This is a genomic window from uncultured Georgenia sp. (genome assembly GCF_937958535.1).
GTDB lineage: Bacteria > Actinomycetota > Actinomycetes > Actinomycetales > Actinomycetaceae > Oceanitalea.
This window is the reverse complement of sequence record NZ_CALGNQ010000141.1, coordinates 1-25,887: the sequence shown is the minus strand read 5'-3', so window position 1 is coordinate 25,887 and position 25,887 is coordinate 1. Positions and strand designations below refer to the sequence as shown.

Genomic DNA, 25,887 nt, shown 5'->3' with positions numbered 1-25,887 from the left:
GAGCCTGGACCGCGACCGCCCGCCCGCTCACCGCCACCCGGCGGCCCATCGCCCCCCCCCGGCCGCTCACCGCCACCCGCTCGCTCACCGCCACCCGGCGGCCCATCGCCACCCGGCCGCTCACCGCCACCCGGCGGGCCCACCGCACGGCGGCCCGTCCGCCGCCTCAGCCGCGACGGTCCTGTGGGACGGCCGGCTGGACCGGCGCCGTCGGCCACGGGTCGGCCTCCTCCAGCGCCGCGGCGAGGCCGAGGAGCAGCTCCTCCTCCCCCAGGCGGGTCGCCCCGAGCTGGACGCCGACCGGCAGGGTGACGCCGTCGACCTCCGCGCGGTGCAGCGGCAGGGCGATCGCCGGGGCGCCGAGCATGTTCCACGGACTGGTCCAGGGCGTGAACGCCTTCTGCGCCTCGAAGTCGGCGGCCGGGTCGGCGTCGTTGCGCATCTGCCCGATGAGGGGCGGCGGGGTCGCCAGCGCCGGGGTGAGGACGACGTCGAGGTCGCGCCACACGTCGGCAGCCTTGCGGGCGAGCATCTGGACCGCGGCGACGGCGCGGGCGTACTCGACGCCCGAGTACTGGCGCCCGCGCTCCCGCATCGAGCGGGTGAGCGGGACGAGCAGCTCCTCCCGCTCGGGCGGCACCGGTGCCATGAGGGACCCGACGGCCCACAGCGGCGCGAAGGCGTCCCACTCCTCGGGGGTGAAGGGAACCCGGGTGGGTGTGACGACGTGGCCCATGTCCTCGAGCAGTCGCACCGCCCGGTCGACGGCGGCCAGCGAGCTCTCGTGCACCGGCGCCTCGTGGACGTTGATCGGCTGGGTGAGCACCCCGACCCGCAGCCGCTCCGGACGGTGGTCGCAGGCCGCGAGGAACGAGTAGCGCGGCCCGGGCAGCAGGTAGTGGTCCCCGGGCCACGGGCGTGACAGCACATCGAGGAAGGCTGCGGTGTCCCGCACGGTGCGGGTGACGACACCGTCGACGGTCAGCCCCGCACCGTCGACCATGAGGGGGCCCTTCGACACGCGGCCCCGGGTCGACTTCAGCCCGACCAGCCCGCAGGCGGCAGCGGGGATACGGATCGAGCCACCGCCGTCGCTGGCGTGCGCGGCGGGGACGATCCCGGCGGCGACGGCGGCCGCGGCACCCCCGGACGAGCCGCCCGCGCTGCGGCGGGGGTCCCACGGGCTGCGCGCAGGGGGTGCGACGTCGGGCTCGGTGTACGGCGGGAGCCCGAGCTCCGGCGTCGTCGTCTTGCCGACCATGAGCGTGCCGGCCTCACGGAGCCGGATGGTCACGCCGTCGTCGGCCGGGGCGATGTTCCCGCGGAACGCCGCGCTGCCCATCTCGAAGGGCTGACCGGCGACCATCGTGAGGTCCTTGACCGGCACGGGGACGCCGAGGAAGGGCGGCAGGTCCTCCCGGTCCTGCTCCAGCCGGCGGGTCGCCGCGGCCGCCTGCTCGCGGGCCAGCTCGGGGGTGAGGTGGGCGAAGGCACCGACCGTGGGGCCGATGCGCTCGGCCCGCTCCAGGGTGTGCTCGACGACCTCCTCGGGACTCACCGCACCGGACCGCACCGCGGCGGCCAGGTCGAGGGCGCTCAGCTCGTGGATGTCAGCCATCCCTCGAGGCTATCTGCGCGTCCGGGCCCGGTCCTGCCGCATGTGGGGCCCGGGTCGCAGGGGCGCCGCCGAGCCCGATGCGGTCGGCGGCCGGGAGGTCGTCACGACGGCGCGCGCCGGGCAGCGGCAGCTCGCGGACGAACCGCACGGCGGGCCGGGGCGGCGCGGGACGTCCACCCCCGACCGCCCTCACGTTGCGGGCCCGGCCGAGGAGGCGCACCGTCGAGGGACGAGAACCGCACCCGGCGGTGACGGAAGGAGCGACATGGGTATCGGGGACAAGGCCAAGGACGCGCTCGGCGGCGAGAAGGGCGAGCAGGCCAGCGACGCCGGCCTCGACCGGGCCTCCGACATGGCGGACGAGAAGACGGGCGGCAAGCACGGCGACAAGCTCGACCAGGCACGCGACGCCGCCGACAAGAAGATCGGCAACGAGTAGCACGCCCGTCGGCGGGGTGGGCACCGGGTCTCCCGGGTGGCCCACCCCGCCGGTGCGTGCTGCGGGCGGCGATCCGCGGCTCAGCCCTCCGGCCAGGCCGGGGGCCGCTTCTCGTTGAACGCGGCGATGCCCTCGTGGCGGTCGGCGGAGAAGGCGGTGGCGCGCCAGGCGGCGTCCTCGATGTCGAGGGCGGCGTCGAGGGGGACCTCGAGGCCGGCGCGCAGGGCGTGCTTGGCGTTGCGCAGCCCCACGGGCGAGTTGGTGGCGATCTGGGCCGCGAGCTCGGCGGCGACGGCGCGGTCCTGGCCGGCGGGGACGCGGCGGTCGACCAGCCCGAGGGCGTGGGCCTCGTCGATGCGGACCTGGCGGCCGGTGTAGATGAGGTCGGCAGCCGCGGCGGGGCCGATCCGGCGCGGCAGCAGCTGGGTGCCGCCGCCGCCAGGGACCAGGCCGACGCGAACCTCGGGCAGGCCGAGGACGGCGGTCTCGTCGGCGACGACGAGGTCGCAGGACAGCGCCAGCTCCAGCCCGCCGCCGAGGGCGTGGCCGTGGACGGCGGCGACACTCGGCATCGGCAGCTCGCGCACCGCGGCGAAGGCGCGGCGGAAGACGGGGCGCTGGTCGATGAGCTGGGCGTCGGTGAAGCCGACCCGTTCCTTGAGGTCGGCCCCCACGCAGAACGCCTTCGGGCTGCTGGAGGCCAGGACGACGGCGCGGACCGCGGGGTCGGTGGCGAGGGTGGCGCAGGCGCCGGCGAGCTCCTGGGCCAGGGCCGTGCTGATCGCGTTGTGGGCCTCGGGCCGGTCGAGCCGGATCTCGGCCCAGTGGCCCGGGTGCTGCACGACGGTCACGAGGGACACCGGTCACTCCTCGGCGGACTGGGGGGACAGGGCCTGGACGACGCGGGAAGGGCTGGGGCGCCCCAGCCGCTCGGCCATCCAGCGGCTCGTGGCCACCAGAGCGGTCAGGTCGACGCCCGTGGTGATGCCCAGACCGTGCAGCATCCACACCAGGTCCTCGGTGGCGAGGTTGCCGGTGGCGCTGTGGGCGAAGGGGCAGCCGCCCAGCCCGCCGGCGGCGGCGTCGACGGTGGTGACGCCGCAGCGCAGCGCGGTCAGCGTGTTGGCCAGGGCCTGTCCGTAGGTGTCGTGGAAGTGCACCGCGAGCCGGTCGGGGCCCAGGCCGGCCCGGCCGAGGGCCTCGACGAGCGCGGTGACGTGGCCGGGGGTGGCCACCCCGATGGTGTCACCGAGGCAGAGCTCGTCGGCCCCCAGGTCCATGAGCCGCACGGCGACGTCGACCACCTGCGCCACCGGCACGGCCCCCTCCCACGGGTCGCCGAAGCACATCGACAGGTAGGCCCGCACCGCCAGCCCGGCCTGCCGGGCACGGGTGATGACGGGGGCGAACATCTCCAGCGACGCGGCCACCGTGCGGTTGAGGTTCCTGCGGGCGAAGGTCTCGGTGGCGCTGGCGAACACCGCGACCTCGCCCACCCCGGCCGCCAGCGCCCGGTCCAGCCCGCGCGCGTTGGGCACCAGGACCGGCAGCCGCACCCCGGGCAGCGGCCCCAGCAGGGCCAGCACCTCGGTCGCGTCGGCGAGCTGGGGAACCCACCGGGGGTGGACGAAGCTCGTCGTCTCGATGCTGCGCAGCCCGGCCGCAGCCAGCCGCCGGACGAACTCGGCCTTGACCTCGGCGGGCACCACCGCGGCCTCGTTCTGCAGCCCGTCGCGCGGTCCGACCTCGTAGATCTCCACCCGCGTGGGCAGCCCGGGCTCCGGGTGCTGCCCATAGGCCGGTACATCGGTCATGTGCCCGCCTCCGCGGTGATGACGAACAGCATCTGGCCCAGCGTCACGTGCTCCCCGGCCGCTGCCCCGACGGCGGCGACCACCCCGTCGCACGGGGCACGGACGGCGATCTCCATCTTCATCGCCTCCAGCACACCGAGCACCTCGCCGCTGTGCACCGGACGGCCCGGGGTGGCGTGGAGGGTCTGGACCAGCCCGGGCATCGGGGCCCTCACCTCCCCGTCACGGACGGCCTCGTCCCGGGTGCCGGTCCGCCGCCTCAGGCGGACCGTGTGCCCCTCTCCCCGGTGGACGAGCGTCACCTCCTCGGCGCTGACGCAGGCGACGACGTCATGGGCGAGCCCGTCGACCTCCACCCGCAGCCGGTCGCCGTCGCGGGCCAGCTGCCGGACCCTCCGGAGGTCCGGCCCGGCCTGCACGGTCCCCTCGGCGAGGTCGACCCGGTGCGGCTCGCCGGCGCCGTCCAGGTCGAGCAGGACGGGGGCGGGTGGGCCGGACAGCCGCCATCCGTCGCCGGTGCCGAACGGGTGGGTCCGGTTCTCGCGCCCGCGCCGTGCACCAGCCAGGAGCCAGGTCGCGACCGCGTTCACCGCCTCCGGCGGGTCGGGCGGGAAGGCACCCGGCCGGGCGTCGAGCCAGGAGGTGTGGACCTGGGCGTCGCGGAAAGCCGCGGAGGCGACGAGGCGGCGCAGGAAGCCGGTGTTGGCGGTCAGGCCGACGACGGCGGTGTCGTCCAGTGCCCGGACCAGGGCGCGGCGGGCGGTGTCGCGGTCGGCGCCGTGGACGATGACCTTGCCCAGCATGGGGTCGTACCAGGTGGTGACCTCCTGGCCGGGCTCCAGGGCGGCGTCGACCCGGGCGTGGGCCGGCCACCGGACGAGGGTGGCGCGGCCGGCCTGGGGGAGGAAGTCGCGGGCCGGGTCCTCGGCGTAGACGCGGGCCTCGATGGCGTGGCCGCGCACGGTCACCTCCTCCTGGGTCAGCGCCAGTGGCTCGCCGCGGGCGATGCGCAGCTGCAGGTCGACGAGGTCCAGGCCGGTGACCGCCTCGGTGACCGGGTGCTCGACCTGCAGGCGGGTGTTCATCTCCAGGAAGAAGACCTCCTCGCCGGCGACGAGGAACTCCACGGTGCCGGCCCCGACGTAGCACACCCGCCGGGCGAGGCGGACCGCGGCGCCGGTGAGCAGCTGCCGCACCCGGGGGGCGATGGTGGGGGCGGGAGCCTCCTCGACCACCTTCTGGTGCCGACGCTGGACCGAGCAGTCCCGCTCCCCCAGGTGGAGCACGGTGCCGTGGGCATCGGCGAGCACCTGGACCTCCACGTGGCGCCCCTGCTCGACGTACCGCTCGACCAGCACGGTCGCATCGCCGAACGCCGCCTCGGCCTCCCGGCGGGCGGCGGCCAGGGCGGCGGGCAGCTCGGCCGCCTCGCGCACGATGCGCATCCCCTTCCCGCCCCCGCCGGCGGCGGCCTTCACCAGCACCGGCAGCCCGACCTCGGCCACGGCCCGGTGGGCCAGCTCGGCGTCGTCGTCGCCCTCGACGGCCGGCAGCACCGGCACGTCGGCGGCCGCGGCGACGCGGCGGGCCTCGTCCTTGCGTCCCATGAGGTCGACGACGGCGGGCGGCGGGCCCACCCACACCAGGCCGGCGGCGGTGACGGCGCGGGCGAAGTCGGCGTTCTCGGCGAGGAACCCGTAGCCGGGGTGGACCGCGTCGGCGCCGGTGGCCCGCGCGGCGGCGAGCAGTGCCGAGACCGAGAGGTAGGACTCGGCCGCCGGTGCCGGGCCGAGGCGGGCGGCGGTGTCGGCCGCCCGTACGTGGGGGGCGGTGCGGTCGGCGTCGGAGTAGACCGCCACCGTGCCCAGCCCCGCCGCACGCGCCGCCCGGATGACGCGCAGCGCGACCTCCCCCCGGTTGGCGACGAGCAGCGTGGTGAAGGGCATCGCCGTCACATCCGGAAGATCCCGTAGCGGGGGTCGGGAACGGGGGCGTCGGCGGCGACCGCCAGCCCCATCCCCAGCACCCGGCGGGTGTCGACCGGGTCGATGACGCCGTCGTCCCACAGCCGGGCGGTGGAGTAGTACGGCGAACCCTGCCGCTCGTACTGCTCCCGGATCGGGGCCTTGAACGCCTCCTCCTGCGCCTGCGACCACCCCGTGCCGGCCCGCTCCAGCCCCTCCCGGCGCACCGTGGCCAGCACGGCCGCCGCCTGCTCCCCGCCCATCACCGAGATCCGCGCGTTGGGCCACATCCACAGGAACCGCGGGTCGTAGGCCCGCCCGGACATGGCGTAGTTGCCCGCCCCGAAGGAGCCGCCGATGACCACCGTGAACCGGGGCACCACCGAACAGGCCACCGCGGTGACGAGCTTGGCGCCGTCCTTGGCGATCCCCCGGTTCTCGTACTCCCGCCCCACCATGAAGCCGGAGATGTTCTGCAGGAAGACCAGCGGCACGCCGCGCTGGTTGCACAGCTGGACGAAGTGGGCGCCTTTGAGCGCCGACTCGCTGAACAGGATCCCGTTGTTGGCCACGATCCCCACCGGGTAGCCCCAGATCCGGGCGAACCCGCACACCAGGGTCTGGCCGTACAGCGCCTTGAACTCCTCCAGCCGCGACCCGTCCACCACGCGGCGGATCACCTCCCGCACGTCGTACGCCGTGCGCAGGTCACCCGGCACGACGTCGTACAGCCCGGCCGGGTCCTCCACCGGCTCCTCCACCGGTGCCCGCTCCGGCGCCGGCGCCGGAGCGCCCTCCACCGTGCCCACGGCCCGGCGCAGGATCTCCAGGGCGTGCGCGTCGTCCTCCGCCAGGTGGTCCACCACCCCGGAGGTGCGGGCGTGCACCTCGCCGCCGCCGAGCTCCTCGGCCGAGACCACCTCACCCGTGGCCGCCCGCACCAGCGGCGGGCCTCCGAGGAAGATCGTGCCCTGCCCCCGCACGATCACCGTCTCGTCCGACATCGCCGGCACGTAGGCTCCCCCCGCGGTGCACGAGCCCATGACCGCCGCGAGCTGTGGCACCCCTGCCGCCGAGAGGCGCGCCTGGTTGTAGAAGATGCGCCCGAAGTGCTCCCGGTCGGGGAACACCTCGTCCTGCATCGGCAGGTAGGCCCCGCCGGAGTCCACGAGGTACAGGCACGGCAGCCGGTTCTCCCACGCCACCTGCTGGGCCCGCAGGTGCTTTCTCACCGTCACCGGGTAGTAGGTGCCCCCCTTGACGGTGGCGTCGTTGGCGACCACGACGCACTCCCGGCCCGCCACCCGGCCGATCCCGGTCACGACCCCCGCCGCCGGCACCTCGTCCCCGTACATGCCCCACGCCGCCAACGGCGAGAGCTCCAGGAACGGCGACCCCGGGTCCACCAGCCGGTCCACCCGCTCGCGCACCAGGAGCTTCCCCCGCGCGACGTGCCGCTCCCGTGCCTGCGCGGAACCCCCCTCCCGCACCCTGGCCGTACGCTCCCGCAGCTCTGCGGCGAGCTCCGCCAGGCTCGGCGGTGGACCGTTCCCACCTGCCACGACACCCTCCCGCGCCGGTGGTGCTGACCGGGCCGACGTTAGCACTCGATAACACGGGCGTCTACCATGTCGGCATGCGCTCAGCTGCCGCTCGGGAGACCGCGCCCGCCGGGTCACGCCGCCGCCAGATCCTCGACGCCGCCGCCGAGCTGTTCGCCCGGCGTGGCTTCCGCGGGGTGTCGATCTACGACATCGGCGGGGCCGTGGGCATCTCCGGGCCGGCGCTGTACCGGCACTTCGCCAGCAAGGAGGCGGTGCTGGCGCAGATGCTCGTCGACATCAGCCGGCGCCTGCGCGACGGCGCGCGCGAGCGCGTGGCCGGCACGGCGCCCGGCCAGGAGACGCTGCGGGCGCTGGTCGACTGGCATGTGGACTTCGCGCTGGACCACCCCGCGCTCATCACGGTGCAGTTCCGCGACCTCGACAGCCTCGGGCCGCAGGAGCAGCGCCGCGTGCGCCGGCTGCAGCGCGAGTACGTCGAGATCTGGGTCGGCGCCGTCCGTGACGCCGTCCCCGGCACCGACGAGGCGACGGCGCGGTCGGCCGCACACGCCGTCTTCGGGCTGATCAACTCCACCCCGCACAGCGCCCGGCTCGACCGCGCGGCGATGGCCGGGCTGCTGCGGCGGATGGCACTCGCCGCGCTCCTGGGGGTCGGCGGCTCAGCGGGGTAGGCCGAGGCCGCGGGCGATGACCATCCGCTGGACCTCGGAGGTGCCCTCGCCGATCTCGAGGATCTTGGCGTCGCGGTAGAACCGGGCGGCGGGGTACTCCTCCATGAACCCGTTGCCGCCGAGCACCTGGGTGGCGGTGCGGGCGGCCGCGACGGCGGCCTCGCTGCTGTGCAGCTTGGCGATCGCGGCGGCCTGCCGCACCTCGGCGGCGGGACGGCGGCCGGCGTCGTGCTCGTCCTTGAGCCAGGCCGCCCGGTAGGTGAGTGCCCGGGCGGCCGCGACGGCGACGGCGAGGTCGGCGAGCTGGAACGCCACCGCCTGGTGCGCCCCGATGGGGCGGCCGAAGGCGGTGCGGCCGCGGGCGTAGTCGGTGGCGAGGTCGAGGCAGGCGCGGGCGAGCCCGAGGGCGAGGGCGGCGATGGCGACCCGTCCGCCGTCGAGGATCTGGAGGAACTGACGCAGCCCGGCGCCCTGCTCGCCGAGGAGGTTGGTGGCCGGGACCCGGCAGCTGCCGAACGTCAGGCCGTGGGTGTCCGAGGCGCGCCAGCCGAGCTTGCGGTACGGCGGGTCGACGGTGAGCCCCGGGGCGCCGGCCGGGACGAGGAGGGCGCTGATCTCGGGGTCGCCGTCCGGCCCCTCGCCGGTGCGGGCGGTGACGGTGATGACCGAGGTGATCGGGGTGCCGGAATTGGTGATGAAGCTCTTCGCGCCGTCGATCACCCACTCCTCCGCCTCCCGTCGGGCGCGGGTCCGGGTGGCCCGGACGTCGGAGCCGGCGTCCGGCTCGGTGAGCCCGAAGGCGGCCAGCGCACGCCCGGCGACGAGGTCGGGCAACCACCGCTCGCGCTGCTCGGGGGTGCCGAAGGCGAGGATCGGGGTGATCCCCAGCCCCACCCCGGCGGACAGGGTGATGCCGACCGCCTGGTCCACCCGGCCCAGCTCCTCGATGGCGACGCACAGTGAGAGGAAGTCGCCGCCCTGGCCGCCGAGCTCCTCCGGCGCGGTGAGCCCGAAGAGCCCGAGCTCGCCCATCTTCGGGACGAGCTCGACCGGGAACCGGTGCTCCTCGTCCCAGGTCGCGCAGTGCGGCGCGACCTCCGCCTCGGCGAACTCGCGCACGGCCGCACGGAACTCCTCGTGCTCGTCGGACAGCTCGAACATCGCTCGCGCCTCCTGACGGCGGCGGCACCCTCGCCCGCCCGCCGGTTAGCGATTGATAACGCCCCGAGCGTACGGAGCGCGCTCCGGCCCGGTCAAGAGCACAGGCCACGGGGTGGGGCCCGCCGGCAGCGTGGAGCGGGGCCACCGCTCGACGCAGTCGCGCCGCACGCGGGTGGCGGCCCTGGCCCCTCCCGGTCGTCCGCGGGGGAACGGCGGAGCGCGTGATGTGATGAGGCCATGACGACTTCCCTCACCGACCCCCACCGCTGGCTCGAGGACGTCGAGGGCGAGGAGGCCCTCGACTGGGTCCGCGCACACAACGAGCGGGCCGTCGCCGCGCTCGGGACCACCCGCTTCGAGGAGATGCGCGAGCAGATCCTCGAGGTGCTCGACTCGACGGAGAAGATCCCCGCCGTCGTCCAGCGCGGGGAGTACCTGTACAACTTCTGGACCGATTCCGAGCACGAGCGCGGCGTGTGGCGACGCACCACGTGGGAGTCCTACCGCACCGACGACCCGCAGTGGGAGGTGCTCCTCGACGTCGACGCCCTCGCCGAGGAGGAGGGCGTGGGCTGGGTGTGGCACGGCGCCCAGGTGCTGCGCCCGAGCTACGACCGCGCGCTCGTCGCCCTGTCCCGCGGCGGCGCCGACGCCGACGTCACCCGCGAGTTCGACCTCACGACGAAGACGTTCGTCGCGGGCGGCTTCACCCGCGAGGAGTCCAAGGGGGCGCTGCGCTGGGCGGACAGCTCGGGGGACGTCGTCTTCGCCTACACGGACGTCGGGGAGGGCTCGATGACGACGTCGGGCTACCCGCGCACGGTGCGCCGCTGGGAGCGCGGGACCGCACTGGCCGACGCCCCGGAGGTGTTCGCCGGGGAGGCCACCGACCTGTCGGTCGGTGCGGCGCACGACTTCACGCCCGGCTTCGAGCGTGACCTGGTGTGGCGGGCACGGGCCTTCTACGACTCCGACGTCTACCTGCTGGAGGACGGCGAGCTGACCCGCATCGACGTGCCGCGCTCGGCGGAGCCGGACCTCCACCGCGAGTGGCTCACCGTCGAGCTGCGCGACGACTGGGCGGTCGCGGGCCGCACCTACCCGGGCGGCTCGCTGCTCGCCATCCGCTTCGCCGACTTCCGCGCCGGCTCACGCGACTTCGCGGTGCTCTACACCCCGACGGGGACGACGGCGCTGGTCGGGGCCACGTGGACGCGTCACCACCTCGTGCTCAACGTCCTGGACGACGTCACCAACCGCCTCGAGGTCCACACCCCTCCCAGCGGCCAGGGGCAGTGGCGGCGACGCCCGCTCGACCTGTCGACGGCCGGCACCGGGTGGCACGCGCCGCGGCTGGCGACGGTCGCGGTCGACGCGATCGACCGCGACGAGTCCGACGAGCTGTGGCTCACCGTCTCCGGCTTCCTCACCCCGACGACGCTCGCCCGGCTGGAGCTGGACGAGGCGGGCGACGTCGTCGAGCTCGAGCCGCTGAAGTCGATGCCGGAGTTCTTCGACACCGCGGGGCTGCACGTGGAGCAGCACTTCGCGACGTCGCAGGACGGCACCCGGGTGCCGTACTTCCAGGTCGGCCCCGTCCCGTCGGCCGAGAACGAGGAGGTGCGGCCGCTGCCCACCCTGCTGTCCGGGTACGGCGGTTTCGAGATCCCCCGCCTGCCCGCGTACTCGGGGGCGGTGGGCCGTGCCTGGCTGGCACGCGGCGGGGTGTACGTCGTCGCCAACATCCGCGGCGGCGGGGAGTACGGGCCGCGCTGGCACCAGGCGGCGCTGAAGGAGAACCGCCACCGCGCCTATGAGGACTTCGCCGCAGTGGCCCGTGACCTCATCGCCCGTGGCGTCACCGACCCGGCGCACCTCGGCGCCCAGGGCGGCTCCAACGGCGGCCTGCTCATGGGGAACATGATCACCGGCTACCCCGAGCTGTTCGGGGCGATCGTGTGCCAGGTCCCGCTGCTCGACATGCGGCGCTACAACCGGCTGCTCGCCGGGGCGTCGTGGACGGCGGAGTACGGCGACCCCGACGACCCGGAGCAGTGGGAGTTCATCCAGACGTTCTCCCCCTACCACCGCTTCGACCCGGACGCCCAGACGCCCCCGGTGCTGTTCACGACCTCCACCCGGGACGACCGCGTCCACCCCGGGCACGCGCGCAAGATGATGGCGCTGATGTCCGAGGCCGGGAAGGACGTGACGTACTACGAGAACATCGAGGGCGGCCACGGCGGGGCCGCGACGAACGCCCAGGCCGCGTTCATGAGCGCGCTGGCCTACGAGTTCCTCTGGCAGCGGCTCGGCTCGTCCTGACGGGCAGACCGGGGCCGGCCGGCAGGCTCAGTACCGGCCGGTGCGGATGCGCTTGTTGACCCGGACGAGCCAGATGATGCCGATGACGAGCGTGACGAACGCCAGGAAGCCGACGCCCAGGCCGACGAGCACGGCGACGCCGGCACCCACCACGTCCGAGGCGACGATCGGCGGCGCGACCGTCAGGGTGGAGGAGACGTCGGACGGCAGGTCGCACTCGACGGTGTAGGTCCCGGCGTCGCCGGTGCGGAAGGTCGCTCCCATCGCGGTGTCGTCGAAGCCGAGGGTCGCGGGGCTGGTGGGGACCGACCGGCCGGCGGGGTCGGTGACCTCGCAGTCGACGGCGCCGGCGGAGACGGAGCGGTTGAAGTAGACGGCGCGCTCGGTGTTCGCCGGGAGGTCGACGGTGCCCCCGTTGGTGATGGTGACGCTGTCGCGGAGCCCGTCCACCGAGTCGACCGCGTTGGCGACCCCGGCGACGACGCCGACGATCGGGGCGGCGATCATGAGGATCGCTGAGACGACGATCATGACGACCGGGCCGGTGCGCTTCGGCGGTGGGCCGCTCGGGGTCGTCCCGTATCCGTAGCCGCCCTGCGGCCCGTACTGGGCGGGCGCCCCGTACGGCTGCTGCCCGTAGCCGCCCTGCCCGCCGTAGCCGCCCTGGCCGTACCCGGCCGGAGCGCCGTACTGCCCGGGCGGCTGCGCACCGGGCTGCTGGTACGGGCCCTGCGCGCCGTAGGGCGGCTGCTCCGACGACGAGTCCGCGGGCCGCTCGCCCTCGGGCAGGCGGCGTCCGTAGCGGGGTTCGTCCGAGGGGTTCGCGCCGTCGGTCGTCATCGTGGGGCTCCTTGTCCGGCTCCTGCTGCGCGGTGCGCGCAGATACCAGGATGCCAGGTCGGAGGGTCAGCGCCGTTCCTGAGGCCTGCGCCGGGGCAGGCCGGTGACCCACGCGCTGAGCTCGTCCGGGCGCCAGGGCACGTACTGGCTGTAGGTGGCGTCGGGCAGCTCGACGATGAGCTCGTCGGAGAAGAGGAACGGGGCGAGCCACGCCCGCCAGCCGGTGGTCTCGCGGATGTAGCAGCCCCGGCCGGAGAGGATCGCCTCGACGACGGCGGCGGTGTGCCGGCGGGGCACGTCGAAGGCGACGCCGGAGTCCAGCTCGACGGCGTCCTCACCGTCGTCGTGCACGGTGACCCGCACCCGCGGATAGCCCGGGAAGACCACCATGACCGACCGGTGGTGGTCGTAGGGGTCGGGCTCCTCCCAGGGGTCCGCCTCGGGCACGGGCTCGGGGGGACGCCCGTACCGCACGCCCGTGGCGTGCAGCTCGCGGAGCACGTCGAACGACCCGGTCATACCGGGCAGTCTGCCTCAGGGACGGTGCTGCGGGCGCCAGATCACCAGTGCCCCGCCGGTCCGGCGGGGGCGGCGGCCCGGCGGCAGCTCGCTCACCTCACCGGACCGGTCGGCGGCGAAGACGCGGGCGGTGGTGATGGCACGCAGCCGCTCGAGCTCCGCCCGTGCCCGGTCCAGCTCGCGCTCGAGCTCGATGATCCGGCGGATCCCGGCGAGGTTGATGCCCTCGTCCTGCGAGAGCCGCTGCACCTCACGCAGCGACTCGACGTCCCGGCGCGAGTACCGGCGCCCCCGGCCCCGGGCCCGCTGCGGGCTGACGATGCCCAGGCGGTCGTACTGGCGCAGGGTCTGCGGGTGCATCCCGGCGAGCTGGGCGGCGACGGAGATGACGTAGATCGGTGCGTCGTCATCGAGCTGTCCCGACATCCTCCTCACCTCCCTCTCAGCGCAGGGCGCGGGCCTTGAGGTCCGCGCGCGGGTCCTCCCCCTCGGTGGCCTTGGCGAACGCCTCGACCGCCTTCCTGGCGTCGGGCGGCAGGTGGGTCGGCACCGCCACCTGGACGGTGACGAGGAGGTCGCCGGTGCCCTTGGGGGTCGCCACCCCCTTGCCCTTGACCCGCAGCGTGCGTCCCGACGGCGTCCCCGCCGGCACCCTGACGCGCACGGTCTCCCCGGACAGGGTCGGCACGTCGATGGTCGCGCCCAGGGCGGCCTCGGCGAAGGTCACCGGCACGGTGATGCGCAGGTTGCGCCCCTCCATGGTGAAGACGGGGTGTGGCTCGACGTTGACGGTGACGATCATGTCGCCGGGCTCCCCGCCGCCGCGGCCGGGCTGGCCCTTGCCGCGCAGCCGGATCTTCTGCCCGTCGTTGACCCCGGCGGGGATCTTGACGTTCATCGAGCGCCCGTTGGTGGTCAGCTGGACCGTGGCGCCCTCGACCGCGCTGCGGAAGGGCAGCGTGGCGGTGGCCGCGACGTCCGCGCCGCGCTGGGGTCGCCGCGAGGTGAAGCCCCCGCCACCGGTGAACATGTCCTGGAGGATGTCCTCGAAGCCGCCGCCCCCACCCGTGGAGAAGCGCGTGCGCGCCCCGCCGCCGAACATCCCGTTGAACAGGTCCTCGAAGCCGCCGGCCCCCGCCCCGCTGCTACCCGCGGAGAAGCGGGCCCCGCCGCCGGCCATCGCCCGGATCGCGTCGTACTGCTTGCGCTGCTCGGGGTCGGAGAGCACCGCGTACGCCTCCCCGACGTCCTTGAACCGGCTCTCGGCTGCGGCGTCGCCAGGGTTGCGGTCGGGGTGGAGGTCACGCGCGAGCTTGCGGTACGCCTTCTTGATCGTGGCGTCGTCGGCGTCCTTGGAGACGCCGAGGATCTTGTAGAAGTCCTTCTCGAGCCAGTCCTGCCCGGTCACCGCGCCTCACCTCCATCCTCTCTGTCGCGCTCTCTGTCGCGGGTCTCGTCCTGCGGCGCCGGCCGCACCTCGCGGTGCGGCCGGCGCTGGGCTGTCGTCACTCGGGGCTGGTCGCCGCCACGCGGGCGGCCCTGAGCACCTTCTCACCCATCCGGTAGCCGGGCTGCATGACCTGGGCGATCGTCGTCGACGTCGCCTCCGGGTCCGGTGTGCTCATGAGGGCGTCGTGGAGCTCGGGGTCGAACTCCTCGCCCTCCGCGCCGTACCGCTCGACACCGAACCGCTGGGCCAGCGTCGTCTCGAGCTTCTCGGCGATGGCGCCCACCGGGCCGGTGAGGTCGCCGTGCTGCCGGGCGAGCTCGATCTCGTCGAGGATGCCGAGCAGCGCCTCGACGACGTCGGCCTGGCCCTGGGCCCGCTGCTCGCCGGCCGCCGCCTTGGAGCGCCGCACGTACCCGTTGTACTCCTGCTGGAGGTTGTACAGGTCGGCGTTGCGGCGGGCGAGCTGCTCGCTGAGCTGGGCGATCTCGGCCTTGGCGTCGGCCAGGGCGCCGTCGGACGCGGGCTGGTCACCCGCCTCGTCCGGCGTCTGCGCACCCTCGGGCGGCGCGTCGGCCGGCTCACGCACCTTGCCCGTCTCGGGGTCGATGCGTCGCTTGTCCCGGACCACCGGCTTCTCCTGCTCGCCCTCGGGCGGGGCCTGGGCCCGGTCCTCGGGGGTGGTGTTGTCAGTGGTCACTTGGTCTCGTCCTCATCCACGATCTCGGCGTCGACGACGTCCTCGTCCGAGGAGGTCGAGGCACCGGTCGCCCCGTCGCCGGCGGCGCCACCCTGCGCACCACCCTGGTCCTGGGTGGAGTAGAGGGCCTCGCCGATCTTCTGGGAGGCGGTGAGGAGGGCCTGCTGCTTGGCCTTGACCTCCTCGATGTTGCCCTCGCCCTCGAGCGCCTTCTTCAGGTCGTCAACGGCGGTGCGCACCTCGCCGGAGACCGACTCGGGGAGCTTGTCCGCGTTCTCGCTGAGCAGCTTCTCGGTGGAGTAGACGAGCTGCTCGGCGCTGTTGCGGGTCTCGGCCTCCTCGCGCCGCTTGCGGTCCTCCTCGGCGTGCGCCTCGGCCTCCTTGACCATCCGGTCGATCTCCTCCTTGGGGAGGGCGGACCCACCGGTGATCGTCATCGACTGCTCCTTGCCCGTGCCACGGTCCTTGGCGGAGACGTGGACGATGCCGTTGGCGTCGATGTCGAAGGTGACCTCGATCTGCGGCACACCGCGCGGGGCGGGGGCGATGCCGGTGAGCTCGAAGGTGCCCAGCGGCTTGTTGTCGCGGGCGAACTCGCGTTCGCCCTGGAAGACCTGGATGAGCACGCTGGGCTGGTTGTCCTCCGCGGTGGAGAACACCTCCGAGCGCTTGGTCGGGATCGCGGTGTTGCGCTCGATGAGCTTGGTCATCACGCCGCCCTTGGTCTCGATACCGAGCGAGAGGGGCGTGACGTCGATGAGCAGGACGTCCTTGCGGTCACCCTGGATGACACCGGCCTGCAGCGCGGCGCCGACGGCGACGACCTCGTCCGGGTTGACACCCTTGTTGGGCTCCTTGCCGCCGGTGAGCTGCTTGACGAGCTCGGTGACCGCCGGCATCCGGGTGGAGCCGCCGACGAGGACGACGTGGTCGATGTCCGAGACGCTGATCCCGGCGTCGCTCATGACCGCCTGGAAGGGGCCCTTGGTCCGGTCGAGGAGGTCCTTGGTCATCTCCTCGAACTGGGCGCGGGTGAGCTTCTCGTCCAGGTGGATCGGGCCGTTCTCGCTCATCGACAGGTACTGGAGCGAGATGTTCGTGGTGAGCGTCGAGGACAGCTCCTTCTTGGCCTGCTCGGCCGCCTCACGCAGCCGCTGGAGGGCGATCTTGTCCTTCGACAGGTCGATGCCGTCCTTGTTCTTCACCTGGGTGACGAGCCAGTCGACGATGCGCTGGTCCCAGTCGTCACCGCCCAGACGGTTGTCACCGTTGGTGGCCCGCACCTGGATGGTGGAGAAGTCGTCGTCGTCCTTGCCGATCTCGAGCAGGGAGACGTCGAACGTGCCGCCACCGAGGTCGAAGACGAGGATGAGCTCGTCCTCCTTGCCGCGCTCCAGGCCGTAGGCGAGCGCAGCGGCGGTGGGCTCGTTGATGATGCGCAGGACGTTGAGGCCGGCGATCTGGCCGGCGTCCTTCGTCGCCTGCCGCTCGGCGTCGTTGAAGTAGGCGGGCACGGTGATGACGGCGTCGGTGACCGGCTCACCCAGGTACTCCTCGGCGTCGCGCTTGAGCTTGCCGAGCACCCGCGCGGAGATCTCCTGCGCGGTGTAGGTCTTGTCGTCGATCTGCTTCTTCCAGTCCGTGCCCATGTGGCGCTTGACCGACGTGATGGTCCGGTCGACGTTGGTGACGGCCTGCCGCTTGGCGACCTCACCGACGAGGACCTCACCGGACTTGCTGAAGGCGACGACCGACGGGGTCGTGCGCGCGCCCTCGGCGTTGGCGATGACGGTGGGCTCGCCACCCTCGAGGACGGCCACCACGGAGTTGGTGGTACCCAGGTCGATTCCGACCGCTCGTGCCATGTGCTCTCTCCTGTCCTAACGCGGGTCGGCAGCCCGACCCTTGAGTCGTCCGCGCTCAAGTCTGCGCCGTGACGGCGTCATGTCCAAATCGGGGGAGCCAGACTTGAGTCTACTAGGCTCAACCCTGCGGGCGGCGGATTATTCCCCGCCGGGTGACACGCCGTCGTGACGGGAGCCCAGCCGAGGGCCGCACCCCGACGCGGGCGCGAGCAGGGCGTCCGGGACGCAGGTCCCCGATGATCGTGGTCGTTCGCGGCCCGGACGGAGCGGGTCACCAGCCGACGGGCTTCTCCGGGCGGAAGAGCCAGATGTCGAAGAACTCCTCGAGGCGCTGGCCGGAGACCTCCTCGTAGAGCGTGACGAAGTCCTCGGTCGTGGCGGTGGAGTCGTCGTATCGGGCCACCCACTCCCGGGTTGCCGTGAAGAACGCCTCGTCGCCGATCTTGACGCGCAGCGCGTGCAGGGCGCCGGCCCCGCGGTTGTACACCTGCGTGGCGAAGAGGTTGAGCGGCCCCGGGTCGCCGATGGGTAGCGACCAGTACGCGGGGGTGCGGGCAGGGGCGTACCAGGCGTCGAAGGCGGCCTGCGCCGTGCGGATGCCGCGGTGCTCGTTCCACAGCCAGGTGGAGTAGGTGGCCCACCCCTCGTTGAGCCAGATGTCCTGCCACCGCTGGGGGCTGACGGCGTTGCCGAGCCACATGTGGGAGGTCTCGTGGGCCACTGTGCTCTCGTCGGCGACGGTCGAGTACAGGGCCCGGGTCTGGGTCTCCAGGGCATAGCCGATGTCGTCGTCGTCGACGACGGCGCCGAAGGACTCGAAGGGGTAGGGCCCGTAGCGGCTCTCGAAGAAGTCGAGCATCTCCCCCTGCCGGGCCAGGCTCGCCAGGGTGGTCGCGCGGTCGGCCGGGGTCAGGTCCTGGTCGACGAAGCTGAGGATCGGCACCCCGCTCGAGGAGTAGTCGACCGGGAGGCCGTCGACGTTGCCGATCGTCACGGTCGTGAGATAGCTCGCCTGCTGGTCCGGGGCGTCCCACCGCCACGTGGTCCAGCCCTCCGCCGTCGTCGGCGGGCCCACGGGCAGCCCGTTGGCGACGGCGGTCAGACCCTCGGGCACGGTGATCGCGACGCTGTAGCTCGCCTTGTCGGTGGGGTGGTCGCTCACCGGGTACCACGTCATCGCGCCGTCCGGCTCGCCGGCCACCATGGCCCCGTCGCGGGTGGTGACCCAGCCGTAGAGCGTGCCCTCGACGTCCCGGGGGCGCGTGGTCTGCCCGCCGTAGGTCACGACCACCTCGACCCGGTCACCGGCCTTGAGCTTGGGCCGCGGTTGCAGGACGAGCTCCCACCGGCGGGCCTGCTCGTCCTGCTCCTGCCACCACACCGGGCCGCCGGTGCTGCCCTGCTTGCCCCGGTCGGCCCGCTCCCGCAGGGGCTTGCCGTCGACGGTGACCGACTCGACGTCCAGGCCACGCAGGTCGAGGCTGAAGGCGTCGATGTCCTGGGTGGCCACGAGGTCGATCGTCGCCACCGCGTCGATCCGGCCCCGCAGGTCGTCCTCGGGTGTCGGCGGGGTCGTGACGGGCGGGGGCCGGTAGGTGAGGTCCAGGTCGTAGTGCTGCACGTCGTAGCCACCGTTGCCCGCATACGGGAAGTAGTCGTCGCCCGCACCGTCGTCGCCCGGGGTGAACCGAGGCCCGCCCTCGCCGGCGAGCGCCGCCGTCGGCACGAGAAGGACGGCGGCCACGAGGCCGGCCACCATCCCCTTGAGACCTGCGCGTGAGGTGTCCATGGGGACCTCCTGGGAACCCCGGGCCGTCGTGGCGGCGGGTCGCTCCCGCCAACCTACGGCCTGGCGGCTCCTACCGGAAGGGGTCGGTCCGAGCAGCACAGACGCTCCTTGCGGGTTCCCTCGGCGACCCTCGACGGCGATCGGGCATCCCGGGTGAGGCCGCCGGTCACCGCCCGTGCCGGGGACCGGCAGAGGAGGGTGACGTGTGGTCCAGGCGCCCGACCCGGACCGACGCCAGCACCGTGGCAAGGTCGGTGGGCCGGCTGACCATGGGCCAGTGCCACGTCGGGAGCTCGACGTAGGTCCAGTCGCCGTCGGCCATGTGCGCGAAGACCGGTGCGTGCGGGGCCATCTGCTGCAGCTGCTCGAGGCTGAAGCTGCTCAGCACACCCGTGCGTGGCAGCCGCTCCCAGGCGCCCGTCAGCGCGACCGGCTGGGTGGCCGTGCGCCACGGCTGCGGACGGGAACCTTCGACCAGCGCGGCGACCGCGGTGTGGTCGACCCCGGGCACCTCCGCAGCGAGGACCGCCCACGGCGGCGCCGGCAGCTGCCAGCCCCCGCCGTGCGTCCGGACCAGCTCCTCCTCGGCCGCACGTGCCTCGGGCCCTTCGAAGTCGGCCTGGGCCGTGCCGGTCGGCAGCGGCCCGGAGTCGATGTAGACCAGGTGCGCGACTCGCTCGGGCACGCGGTCCGCCGCACCGGTGGTCACCAGGGCGCCGTAGCTGTGCCCCACGAGGACGACGTCGCGCAGGTCCTGTTCCTCGAGCAGGTGGACGACGTCGTCGATGTGGGTCGTCAGATCGGTCTCGGGGGTGGCGAGGTGGGCGCGTTCGCCCATGCCCGTGAGGTCGACGGCGTGGACGGCGTGGCCGCGCTCCTCCAGTGCGTCTGCGACCGGGCGCCAGACCCAGGCGCCGAGCCAGAAACCGGGGACGAGGACGTACGTGGTGGTGGTCATGGGGACGACGTTAGACTCGATTGCGGACAGAACCCGCCCGGTTTACCGGCCTGCGTCCCGGTTCTTCCACGAGCGAGGAGGAGGGCCAGCCATGACCCGCCCGACCGCTCGCGTGCTCGCCATGCTGGAGCTGCTCCAGACGGGCGGGCAGCGCACCGTCGGTGAGCTGGCCGCCCGGCTCGGGGTCGACGAGCGCACCGTCCGGCGTTACGCCGAGCACCTCGCCGACCTCGGCATCCCGGTCCAGGCGCAGCGGGGCAGGTACGGCGGCTACCGGATCGCACCGGGTTACAAGCTGCCGCCCCTCATGCTCACCGACGACGAGGCCCTCGCCGTCGTCCTCGGCCTCAAGGCGGCGGAACACGCGGGGCTCACCACCACCGCCCAGGCCGCGACGGAGAGCGCGCTGGCCAAGGTGTCACGCGTGCTGCCGCAGGCGCTGCGCCGGCGGCTCGACAGTCTGCTGTCGACCGCGGAGTTCACCAGTTCGGCGCGCACCGGCACACCCGCCGGCGCCGAGACCCTGCTCGCGCTCGCCTCGGCCGCACACGCCCGGCACACCGTCGCGATCGGGTACACCTCCTGGGACGGGCGGCGGTCCCGGCGCGAGCTCGACGTCTACGGCCTGGTCTTCCACTCCGGCCGGTGGTACGTCACCGGGCACGACCACGGCCGTGACGACGTGCGGACCTTCCGCCTGGACCGCATTACGTCCGTCGACCAGCGCGACCGCTCGTACACCGTGCCCACCGACTTCGACGCCACCACACAGGTCGTGTCCGGCATCGCGGCAGTCGGGTGGACGCACGAGGTCTCCGTCGTGCTCCGCACCACCCTGGCGGAAGCGCGCGAGCGCCTGCCCCTGAGCGCGGGACGGCTGAGCGAGCACGACGACGGCGTGCTCCTCGAGACGCGCGCCGAGCGCCTCGACGGCATGGTCCGCATGCTCGCCGGGCTCGGTTGGGACTTCGAGGTGGTCACGCCGGACGCCCTGCGCGACGAGGTCCGCGCGCTGTCCGACCGCCTCCGAGCGAGCGCGGCGCGTGGTGCGGCCACCGGCACGACGGCTCGTCCACGCGGCCGTCGACCAGCGAGCGGTGACCCCCAGGCCGCGCACCGCGCGCCCGATCCGGGCGTCGACGAGGCAGACTCCGCAAGCTCCGGTTGCGCGGCCCGAGGGCGGGGGTGACCCTTCCCCCAACGGGCCGTCCGTCAGGACGCGCGTCACGCGGGGGCGAGGGGGGACGCGGGATGAGCACGTCGGTGTCAGCGCCGGAGCTCAAGCGGGCGATCGGCCCCCGGCTCCTCCTGCTCTTCGTCGTCGGGGACATCCTCGGCACGGGTGTGTACGCCCTGACCGGCGCCGTCGCCGGCGAGGCCGGCGGGCGCCGGCGCCCGGCCGACCGGGAGCACTTCCACGCCCCGCGGGTGCTGCCGTACGTCGGCGCGCTCACCTGCGCCTTCCTCGTGGGGCCGTGGGCGCAGGACCCGATCGAGTACCAGATCGCCGGCGGCCTCATCGGCATCGGGCTGGTCCTGTGGGTGCTCACCTGGGTCTTCTACCGTCGCGGCCGACCGCCGCTGGAGCCGGGCGCGGCCGGTGACGACGCGCTGTGAGCCGCCGTCACCGGCCCGGCACCGGCGATCTCACCAGGCGTAGTCGAGGAACTTGCCGTCGAAGGTGATGACCACCCGGTCCCCCGAGGGGTCGGGCCGGCGCTGCACGTCCACCTTGAAGTTGATCGCGCTCATGATGCCGTCACCGAACTCCTCGTGGATGAGCTCCTTGATCGCCGCACCGTAGACGTCGAGGGCCTCGTACAGCCGGTAGACCGTCGGGTCGGTCGGCACCTCCTGCCGTCCCGACCCGCGGTAGGGCTGCATCTGCAGCGCCTGGACGACGTCGTCGTCGAGCTCGAGCAGCTGCCCGACCTTGGCGGCCTCCTCGGCCGGCACCGGGTGCTGGCCGAGCAGCGCCGCCACGGTCCACACCGGCGGGCGCCCGATCGCCTCGGCGATCTCGGTCCACGACCGGCCGGACCGGAACTGCGCGGCGCGGACGATCTCGGCCGCCTCCTGCTTGCTCACCATGGATGGGTCTCCTCTCCTGGTAGTGGACAGGTCTCCCAGCCAGTCTGGCAGGCGCCGCCGGCCGACCCGGGTCGGGTGTGCCCGGTCAGGAGCCGCCCGCGCCGGTGGCGATGGTGACGGTGATGGCGGCGGTCACGGCGGCGTTCATCCCGGCGATGGCGTCGCGCACGGCCTTGCCCGCCCACTCGCCGGCCGCGATCTGCTTGGCGCGCTCCTGGAGCTCGCGCCGGGTGAGACCCACCTGGGCGGGCACGACGACCCGGTGCAGCGCGTCGAGCGCGGCGAGGAGTGAGACGAGCGCCGCGACGCGCGCGTCGTCGGTCGCCCCGCGCTGCAGCGCCACGGCGAGCCGGTCCCGCAGGCCGCGCGCCCGGTCGACGTCCGCGGCCGGCCAGCGTCGCCCGGGGAACAGGCCGAGCACCCGCCGCTCCTCCCGTCGGACCGCCCCGGCGGCGGCCAGCCGCTCGTAGAGTTGCGCCCGGCGCCCCTTGCCCAGCCCGCCGACCACGTGCTGGGGTTTGCGCCCCTCCTTGGCCCGCACGGCCGCCAGGGCGTCGTCCAGCACCGGGTCCGCGGTGGGCGTGGGGTCGCGCACCACCAGGTGCCCCCGACGGATGCGCTCCCCCGCCGCAGCGACGGCCACCCGCCCGCGCAGCGCGAGCTCGACGAGCAGTGCCCCGCCGAGCCCGACGTCGACGGTGGAGCCGGACACGACGAGCCGGCCGGTCCGGTCGTCGGTCAGGCACAGCAGGAGGTCCTCGGCGACGAGCACGCTGCCGTGCCCCTCCGGCCCCCGCGGCATGTCAGTCGTCGAGGCGGAACCCGATCTTCAGGCCCACCTGGACGTGCTGGATCCGGCCCTCCTCGATGTGGCCCCTGATCTCCGTGACCTCGAACCAGTCGAGGTTGTGGAGGGTCTTGGCGGCTCGCTCGACCCCGTTGCGGACTGCCTCGTCGACACTCTGCGTGGAGGTGCCGACGATCTCGGTGACTCGGTACACGTTGCTGGTCATGGGACCCATCGTGATGCAGGCCACACCTCCCCGCGACCCGACGGCGGGACACCCTTGTCCGGCACCGGCCGGGGTGCCATTCTCGACCTTGACGAGGAGGTCGAGATGGGCCAGCAACCGGCCGGCGCCGTCGTCGTCGGGGTCGACGGCTCGGACAAGGACCGCCGCGCGTTGCACTGGGCTGCCGAGGAGGCCGCGGCCACCGGGGTGGGGCTGCACGTGCTGTACTGCGTCCCCGTTGTGCCGGAGCGGCTGGGTCTCACGCTCGCCGTCGACGTCGAGGAGCTCGGCGCGACCATCACCGCCCACGCCCGCGGCCGTGCCCTCGCGCGCCACCCGGACCTCACCGTCACGACCGAGACCGTGGTCGAGGACCCGGCCGTGGCCCTCGTCCTCGCCTCGCACCGGGCCGCGGCCGTCGTGGTCGGTGCCCGCGGCCTGGGCCGGATCGCGGGCCGGCTGCTCGGCTCGGTGTCCCAAAAGGTGGCCGCGTACGCGCACGGCGTCGTGGTCGTCGTGCGGGAGACCCCGGCCATCGACGGCCCGGTCGTCGTCGGCGTCGACCCGCTCGACACCGACGAGCGCACCCTGGAGTTCGCCTTCGCGCAGGCCGACCGGCGGGACGTGCCGGTGCGGCTGGTCCACGCCCGCGCCCACCGTGGCCGGGTCGACCCGCGGGTGGAGCCTGCCCTCACCGCGGCGGCGGAGCAGCAGGCGGCCGCCCTGGCCGAGCTGGTCGACACGTGGTCCGCGCGTCACCCCGACGTCCCGGTGGACGTCCGCGAGGTCTCCCAGCACCCCGTCGACGCGCTCACCGCCGAGAGCGCCGACGCGAGCCTCGTCGTCGTCGGCAGCCGCGGGCGCTCGGGTCTCACCGGCGTACGGCTCGGCTCGGTGGCCCGGGGTGTGCTCCACGAGGCCCGCGTGGTGGCCGTCGTCCACGTCGGCCCGGCGAGCTGAGGGACCGTGTCCGCCACCGAGCCCCCTGCAGCGGCCGCCTGGCGCCACCACGACGCCCGCGACGGCTTCGAGGTCGCCTTCTTCAGCCGTGCGGAGGACGGCCGGCGGGTGAGGGGTGCGGTGACCGCGGTGGAGGAGCGCGAGGCGTGGGCCGTGTCCTACGACATCGAGCTCGACACGGCCTGGGCCACGCGCCGCGCCCGCGTGCGCACCCGCAGCGAGGCCGGAGAGGCGGTGGTCACCGTCGAACGCACCGCGCAGGGCTGGCTGGTCGACGGGGCGCCGGCGCCCTGGCTCGACGGGTGCGCCGACGTCGACCTCGAGGTTTCGGCCATGACCAACGCCTTCCCGGTGAACCGCCTCCGGCTCGCGGTGGACGAGCGCGCTGCGGCGCCCGCGGCGTGGGTCCGGCTCGACCTCCGCGTCGAACGGCTGGTGCAGACCTACCGCCGTGAGCCCACCACCGCCCACGCCCACCACTACGAGTACACGGCACCCGACCTCGAGGCGCGGTACCGCCTCACCTACGACGACACCGGGTTGGTGCTCACCTACCCGGGGCTGGCCAGCCGCCACCGCTGAGCGACGCCGTCCGTCACGGGTCCGACGGCCCGGCTCGGGGCCCGGCCCGTGGGCCACCATGGGGACATGGGCTGGGACGCGCGACCGACGATCGACCCCCGGGTCCGGCGTCGGCAGCGCCTGCGCAACGCACTCCAGGGGGTCGCGCTCCTCGGCGGCATGGTCCTCGTCTTCGCCGTCATCGCCACGCTCTTCTTCGGGCGCACGGGCCTCCTGACGGTCGTCGTCACGGGGATCGTGCTCGCGCTCGTCCGCCCGCGGGTGCCGACCGCCTGGGTGCTGCGGATGTACGGCGCCCACCCGCTGCCGGCCCACGCCGCGCCGGGGCTGCACCGCGCGGTCGCCGAGCTCGCCCGGCGGGCGGGCCTGCGTCGCCCACCGCGTCTCTACTACGTGCCCAGCTCGCTGACCAACGCCTTCGCCACCGGCAGCGGGGACGACGCCGCCCTGGGCGTCACCGACGGCATCCTGCGGCGCCTCACCGGCCGCCAGCTCGTCGGCGTGCTCGCCCACGAGATCGCCCACGTCCGGGCCGGGGACACCCGGATCATGCACGTCTCCGACGCCATCGCGCGGATGACGCACGCCCTCGCCTACCTCGGGATGTGGCTCGTCCCCCTGACCCTGCCCCTCACGCTCTCCGGCGACCTCCGGCCGCTGCTCGCCGGCGCCGCGCTCGTCGTCCTGCCGCTCGTGACGACGCTCCTGCAGCTCGGGCTCTCCCGGTCGCGCGAGTACGACGCCGACCTCGCGGGCGCCGCCCTGACCGGCGACCCGGAGGGACTCGCCTCGGCGCTCGAGGCGCTGGAACGGTCCGCCGGCGGGATCTGGGAGCGGCTCATGGTGCCGCACCGCCGCGGTCCGGACCCGGCGCTGCTCCGCAGCCACCCCCCGACCGCCGAGCGCACCCGTCGGCTGCGGGCCCTCGCGCCGGACCCCCGGCGCACCCGGCTGGGCGGCGACACCCCCCAGCCGCCCACCGGCTACCCGCACGTCCCGGGCCCGCCCCGGCTGCGGCCGCCGTGGATCCGGTGGTGAGGGGCGCTCAGCCGTGGTCGGGCGGGTCGTCCGCGGCGAGGACCTCGGCCAGGGCATGGTGGCCGATGGCGCGGACGACCGGCTCGTCGTCGGACATCGTCACCATCGCCGTGGCCATGCTCAGCGCCCATCCACGGGCGCGCCGCCACGTCGCGTCGTCGTAGCGTCCGGCGAGCGCCGCGCGGAAACGGGCGCGGCCGGCGGCGTCGAACGTCAGCCACGCGGTGGCCAGGTCGGTGGCGGGGTCGCCGGCGGTGAGGTCGCCGAAGTCGACGACCGCCGCCAGCACGCCGTCCTGCGACACGACGAGGTTGTGGGGGTGGAGGTCGCCGTGGAGCCAGGTCGGCGGGCCGGCCCACGGCGGGGTCGCCACCAGGTCCGCCCACAGCGCCGCCGCCTCCTCCGCCCGGGGGACGGTGCCGCCGGCCAGCCGCTGCCGGACGGTGGCGTCGCGGTCCCGCAGCGGCACGCCGCGCACGGGGTTGGCCGGGGCGTGGGGTGGGGCGGCGACGTGGACGGCCCGCAGGA

General features: G+C 74.2%; 26 protein-coding genes. 8 read left to right on the top strand and 18 right to left on the bottom strand.

Annotated features, from left to right (window positions below):
* Positions 1–166: 166 nt before the first annotated feature.
* On the bottom strand, positions 167–1,618 hold the full coding sequence (locus Q0195_RS07915) for an amidase (RefSeq protein ID WP_299276799.1): 1,452 nt from the start codon (positions 1,616–1,618) through the stop codon (positions 167–169).
* Between the two features lie 265 nt (positions 1,619–1,883).
* On the opposite strand from Q0195_RS07915, the gene Q0195_RS07910 reads away from it, so the two are divergent.
* Positions 1,884–2,057, top strand: coding sequence for an antitoxin (locus tag Q0195_RS07910; protein ID WP_299276796.1), 174 nt, complete (start codon positions 1,884–1,886; stop codon positions 2,055–2,057).
* An 80-nt stretch (positions 2,058–2,137) separates the two neighbouring features.
* On the opposite strand, the gene Q0195_RS07905 is transcribed toward Q0195_RS07910, so the two are convergent.
* The 4 genes from Q0195_RS07905 to Q0195_RS07890 are packed head-to-tail and all read right to left on the bottom strand — an operon-like array spanning position 2,138 to position 7,367.
* A complete protein-coding gene (locus tag Q0195_RS07905; protein WP_299276793.1) occupies positions 2,138–2,917 on the bottom strand; it encodes an enoyl-CoA hydratase-related protein in 780 nt (259 codons plus the stop codon).
* Between the two features lie 3 nt (positions 2,918–2,920).
* Positions 2,921–3,871, bottom strand: a complete 951-nt coding sequence (locus tag Q0195_RS07900; protein ID WP_299276790.1) for a hydroxymethylglutaryl-CoA lyase — start codon at positions 3,869–3,871, stop codon at positions 2,921–2,923.
* Positions 3,868–5,817, bottom strand: coding sequence for a biotin carboxylase N-terminal domain-containing protein (locus tag Q0195_RS07895; protein ID WP_299276788.1), 1,950 nt, complete (start codon positions 5,815–5,817; stop codon positions 3,868–3,870). The genes Q0195_RS07900 and Q0195_RS07895 overlap by 4 nt, the downstream gene beginning before the upstream one ends.
* A 5-nt stretch (positions 5,818–5,822) precedes the next feature.
* Entirely contained in the window at positions 5,823–7,367 is a 1,545-nt protein-coding gene (locus tag Q0195_RS07890; RefSeq protein WP_299276802.1) for a carboxyl transferase domain-containing protein, read from the bottom strand.
* Positions 7,368–7,471: 104 nt separating this feature from the next.
* Here Q0195_RS07890 and Q0195_RS07885 point away from each other — a divergent pair, with 104 nt between their 5' ends.
* Positions 7,472–8,071 carry a TetR/AcrR family transcriptional regulator gene (locus Q0195_RS07885; protein ID WP_299276785.1) on the top strand — a complete coding sequence of 200 codons (600 nt, stop codon included), beginning with the start codon at positions 7,472–7,474 and terminating at the stop codon, positions 8,069–8,071.
* On the opposite strand, the gene Q0195_RS07880 is transcribed toward Q0195_RS07885, so the two are convergent.
* Entirely contained in the window at positions 8,060–9,232 is a 1,173-nt protein-coding gene (locus Q0195_RS07880) for an acyl-CoA dehydrogenase family protein (RefSeq protein ID WP_299276782.1), read from the bottom strand. The two genes, Q0195_RS07885 and Q0195_RS07880, sit on opposite strands and share 12 nt — an antisense overlap.
* A gap of 237 nt (positions 9,233–9,469) precedes the next feature.
* On the opposite strand from Q0195_RS07880, the gene Q0195_RS07875 reads away from it, so the two are divergent.
* Entirely contained in the window at positions 9,470–11,557 is a 2,088-nt protein-coding gene (locus Q0195_RS07875) for a prolyl oligopeptidase family serine peptidase (protein WP_299276779.1), read from the top strand.
* A 27-nt stretch (positions 11,558–11,584) separates the two neighbouring features.
* On the opposite strand, the gene Q0195_RS07870 is transcribed toward Q0195_RS07875, so the two are convergent.
* From Q0195_RS07870 to Q0195_RS07835, 8 genes are all read right to left on the bottom strand, one after another.
* Positions 11,585–12,397 carry a hypothetical protein gene (locus Q0195_RS07870; protein WP_299276776.1) on the bottom strand — a complete coding sequence of 271 codons (813 nt, stop codon included), beginning with the start codon at positions 12,395–12,397 and terminating at the stop codon, positions 11,585–11,587.
* Between the two features lie 66 nt (positions 12,398–12,463).
* Positions 12,464–12,916: a hypothetical protein gene (locus Q0195_RS07865; protein WP_299276773.1), complete on the bottom strand. Its 453-nt coding sequence runs from the start codon at positions 12,914–12,916 to the stop codon at positions 12,464–12,466.
* A gap of 15 nt (positions 12,917–12,931) precedes the next feature.
* A complete protein-coding gene (locus tag Q0195_RS07860) occupies positions 12,932–13,342 on the bottom strand; it encodes a MerR family transcriptional regulator (protein ID WP_299276771.1) in 411 nt (136 codons plus the stop codon).
* Between the two features lie 16 nt (positions 13,343–13,358).
* Positions 13,359–14,324, bottom strand: coding sequence for a DnaJ C-terminal domain-containing protein (locus Q0195_RS07855; protein ID WP_299276769.1), 966 nt, complete (start codon positions 14,322–14,324; stop codon positions 13,359–13,361).
* A gap of 97 nt (positions 14,325–14,421) precedes the next feature.
* A complete protein-coding gene (grpE, locus tag Q0195_RS07850) occupies positions 14,422–15,063 on the bottom strand; it encodes a nucleotide exchange factor GrpE (protein ID WP_299276766.1) in 642 nt (213 codons plus the stop codon).
* On the bottom strand, positions 15,060–16,928 hold the full coding sequence (dnaK, locus tag Q0195_RS07845; RefSeq protein WP_299276763.1) for a molecular chaperone DnaK: 1,869 nt from the start codon (positions 16,926–16,928) through the stop codon (positions 15,060–15,062). The genes grpE and dnaK overlap by 4 nt, the downstream gene beginning before the upstream one ends.
* 271 nt (positions 16,929–17,199) lie before the next feature.
* Positions 17,200–18,717 (bottom strand): M1 family metallopeptidase, encoded by a 1,518-nt coding sequence (locus Q0195_RS07840; RefSeq protein ID WP_299276760.1) that lies wholly within the window; start codon positions 18,715–18,717, stop codon positions 17,200–17,202.
* A 166-nt stretch (positions 18,718–18,883) separates the two neighbouring features.
* Positions 18,884–19,675 carry an alpha/beta hydrolase gene (locus Q0195_RS07835; RefSeq protein WP_299276757.1) on the bottom strand — a complete coding sequence of 264 codons (792 nt, stop codon included), beginning with the start codon at positions 19,673–19,675 and terminating at the stop codon, positions 18,884–18,886.
* Between the two features lie 91 nt (positions 19,676–19,766).
* Between Q0195_RS07835 and Q0195_RS07830 the strand changes: the two genes are divergently transcribed.
* Both Q0195_RS07830 and Q0195_RS07825 read left to right on the top strand, forming a co-directional pair.
* Positions 19,767–20,864, top strand: a complete 1,098-nt coding sequence (locus Q0195_RS07830) for a YafY family protein (protein WP_299276754.1) — start codon at positions 19,767–19,769, stop codon at positions 20,862–20,864.
* A 62-nt stretch (positions 20,865–20,926) separates the two neighbouring features.
* Positions 20,927–21,292, top strand: a complete 366-nt coding sequence (locus Q0195_RS07825) for a hypothetical protein (protein WP_299276751.1) — start codon at positions 20,927–20,929, stop codon at positions 21,290–21,292.
* A gap of 30 nt (positions 21,293–21,322) precedes the next feature.
* Here Q0195_RS07825 and cynS read toward each other — a convergent pair whose 3' ends face one another.
* The 3 genes from cynS to Q0195_RS07810 all read right to left on the bottom strand — a co-directional run bounded on the left by cynS (position 21,323) and on the right by Q0195_RS07810 (position 22,779).
* Positions 21,323–21,766, bottom strand: a complete 444-nt coding sequence (gene cynS / locus Q0195_RS07820; RefSeq protein WP_299276748.1) for a cyanase — start codon at positions 21,764–21,766, stop codon at positions 21,323–21,325.
* 85 nt (positions 21,767–21,851) lie between these two features.
* Positions 21,852–22,568, bottom strand: a complete 717-nt coding sequence (locus tag Q0195_RS07815; protein WP_299276746.1) for a GPP34 family phosphoprotein — start codon at positions 22,566–22,568, stop codon at positions 21,852–21,854.
* Position 22,569: 1 nt separating this feature from the next.
* A complete protein-coding gene (locus Q0195_RS07810; protein WP_299276743.1) occupies positions 22,570–22,779 on the bottom strand; it encodes a dodecin in 210 nt (69 codons plus the stop codon).
* A 105-nt stretch (positions 22,780–22,884) separates the two neighbouring features.
* Between Q0195_RS07810 and Q0195_RS07805 the strand changes: the two genes are divergently transcribed.
* From Q0195_RS07805 to Q0195_RS07795, 3 genes are all read left to right on the top strand, one after another.
* Positions 22,885–23,739, top strand: coding sequence for a universal stress protein (locus tag Q0195_RS07805; RefSeq protein WP_299276740.1), 855 nt, complete (start codon positions 22,885–22,887; stop codon positions 23,737–23,739).
* 6 nt (positions 23,740–23,745) lie between these two features.
* Positions 23,746–24,321 carry a putative glycolipid-binding domain-containing protein gene (locus tag Q0195_RS07800; RefSeq protein WP_299276738.1) on the top strand — a complete coding sequence of 192 codons (576 nt, stop codon included), beginning with the start codon at positions 23,746–23,748 and terminating at the stop codon, positions 24,319–24,321.
* 66 nt (positions 24,322–24,387) lie between these two features.
* Positions 24,388–25,359, top strand: coding sequence for a zinc metalloprotease HtpX (locus Q0195_RS07795; protein ID WP_299276735.1), 972 nt, complete (start codon positions 24,388–24,390; stop codon positions 25,357–25,359).
* Positions 25,360–25,366: 7 nt separating this feature from the next.
* Here Q0195_RS07795 and Q0195_RS07790 read toward each other — a convergent pair.
* A partial coding sequence (locus Q0195_RS07790) for a phosphotransferase (RefSeq protein ID WP_299276732.1) occupies positions 25,367–25,887 on the bottom strand: 521 nt, incomplete at its 5' end.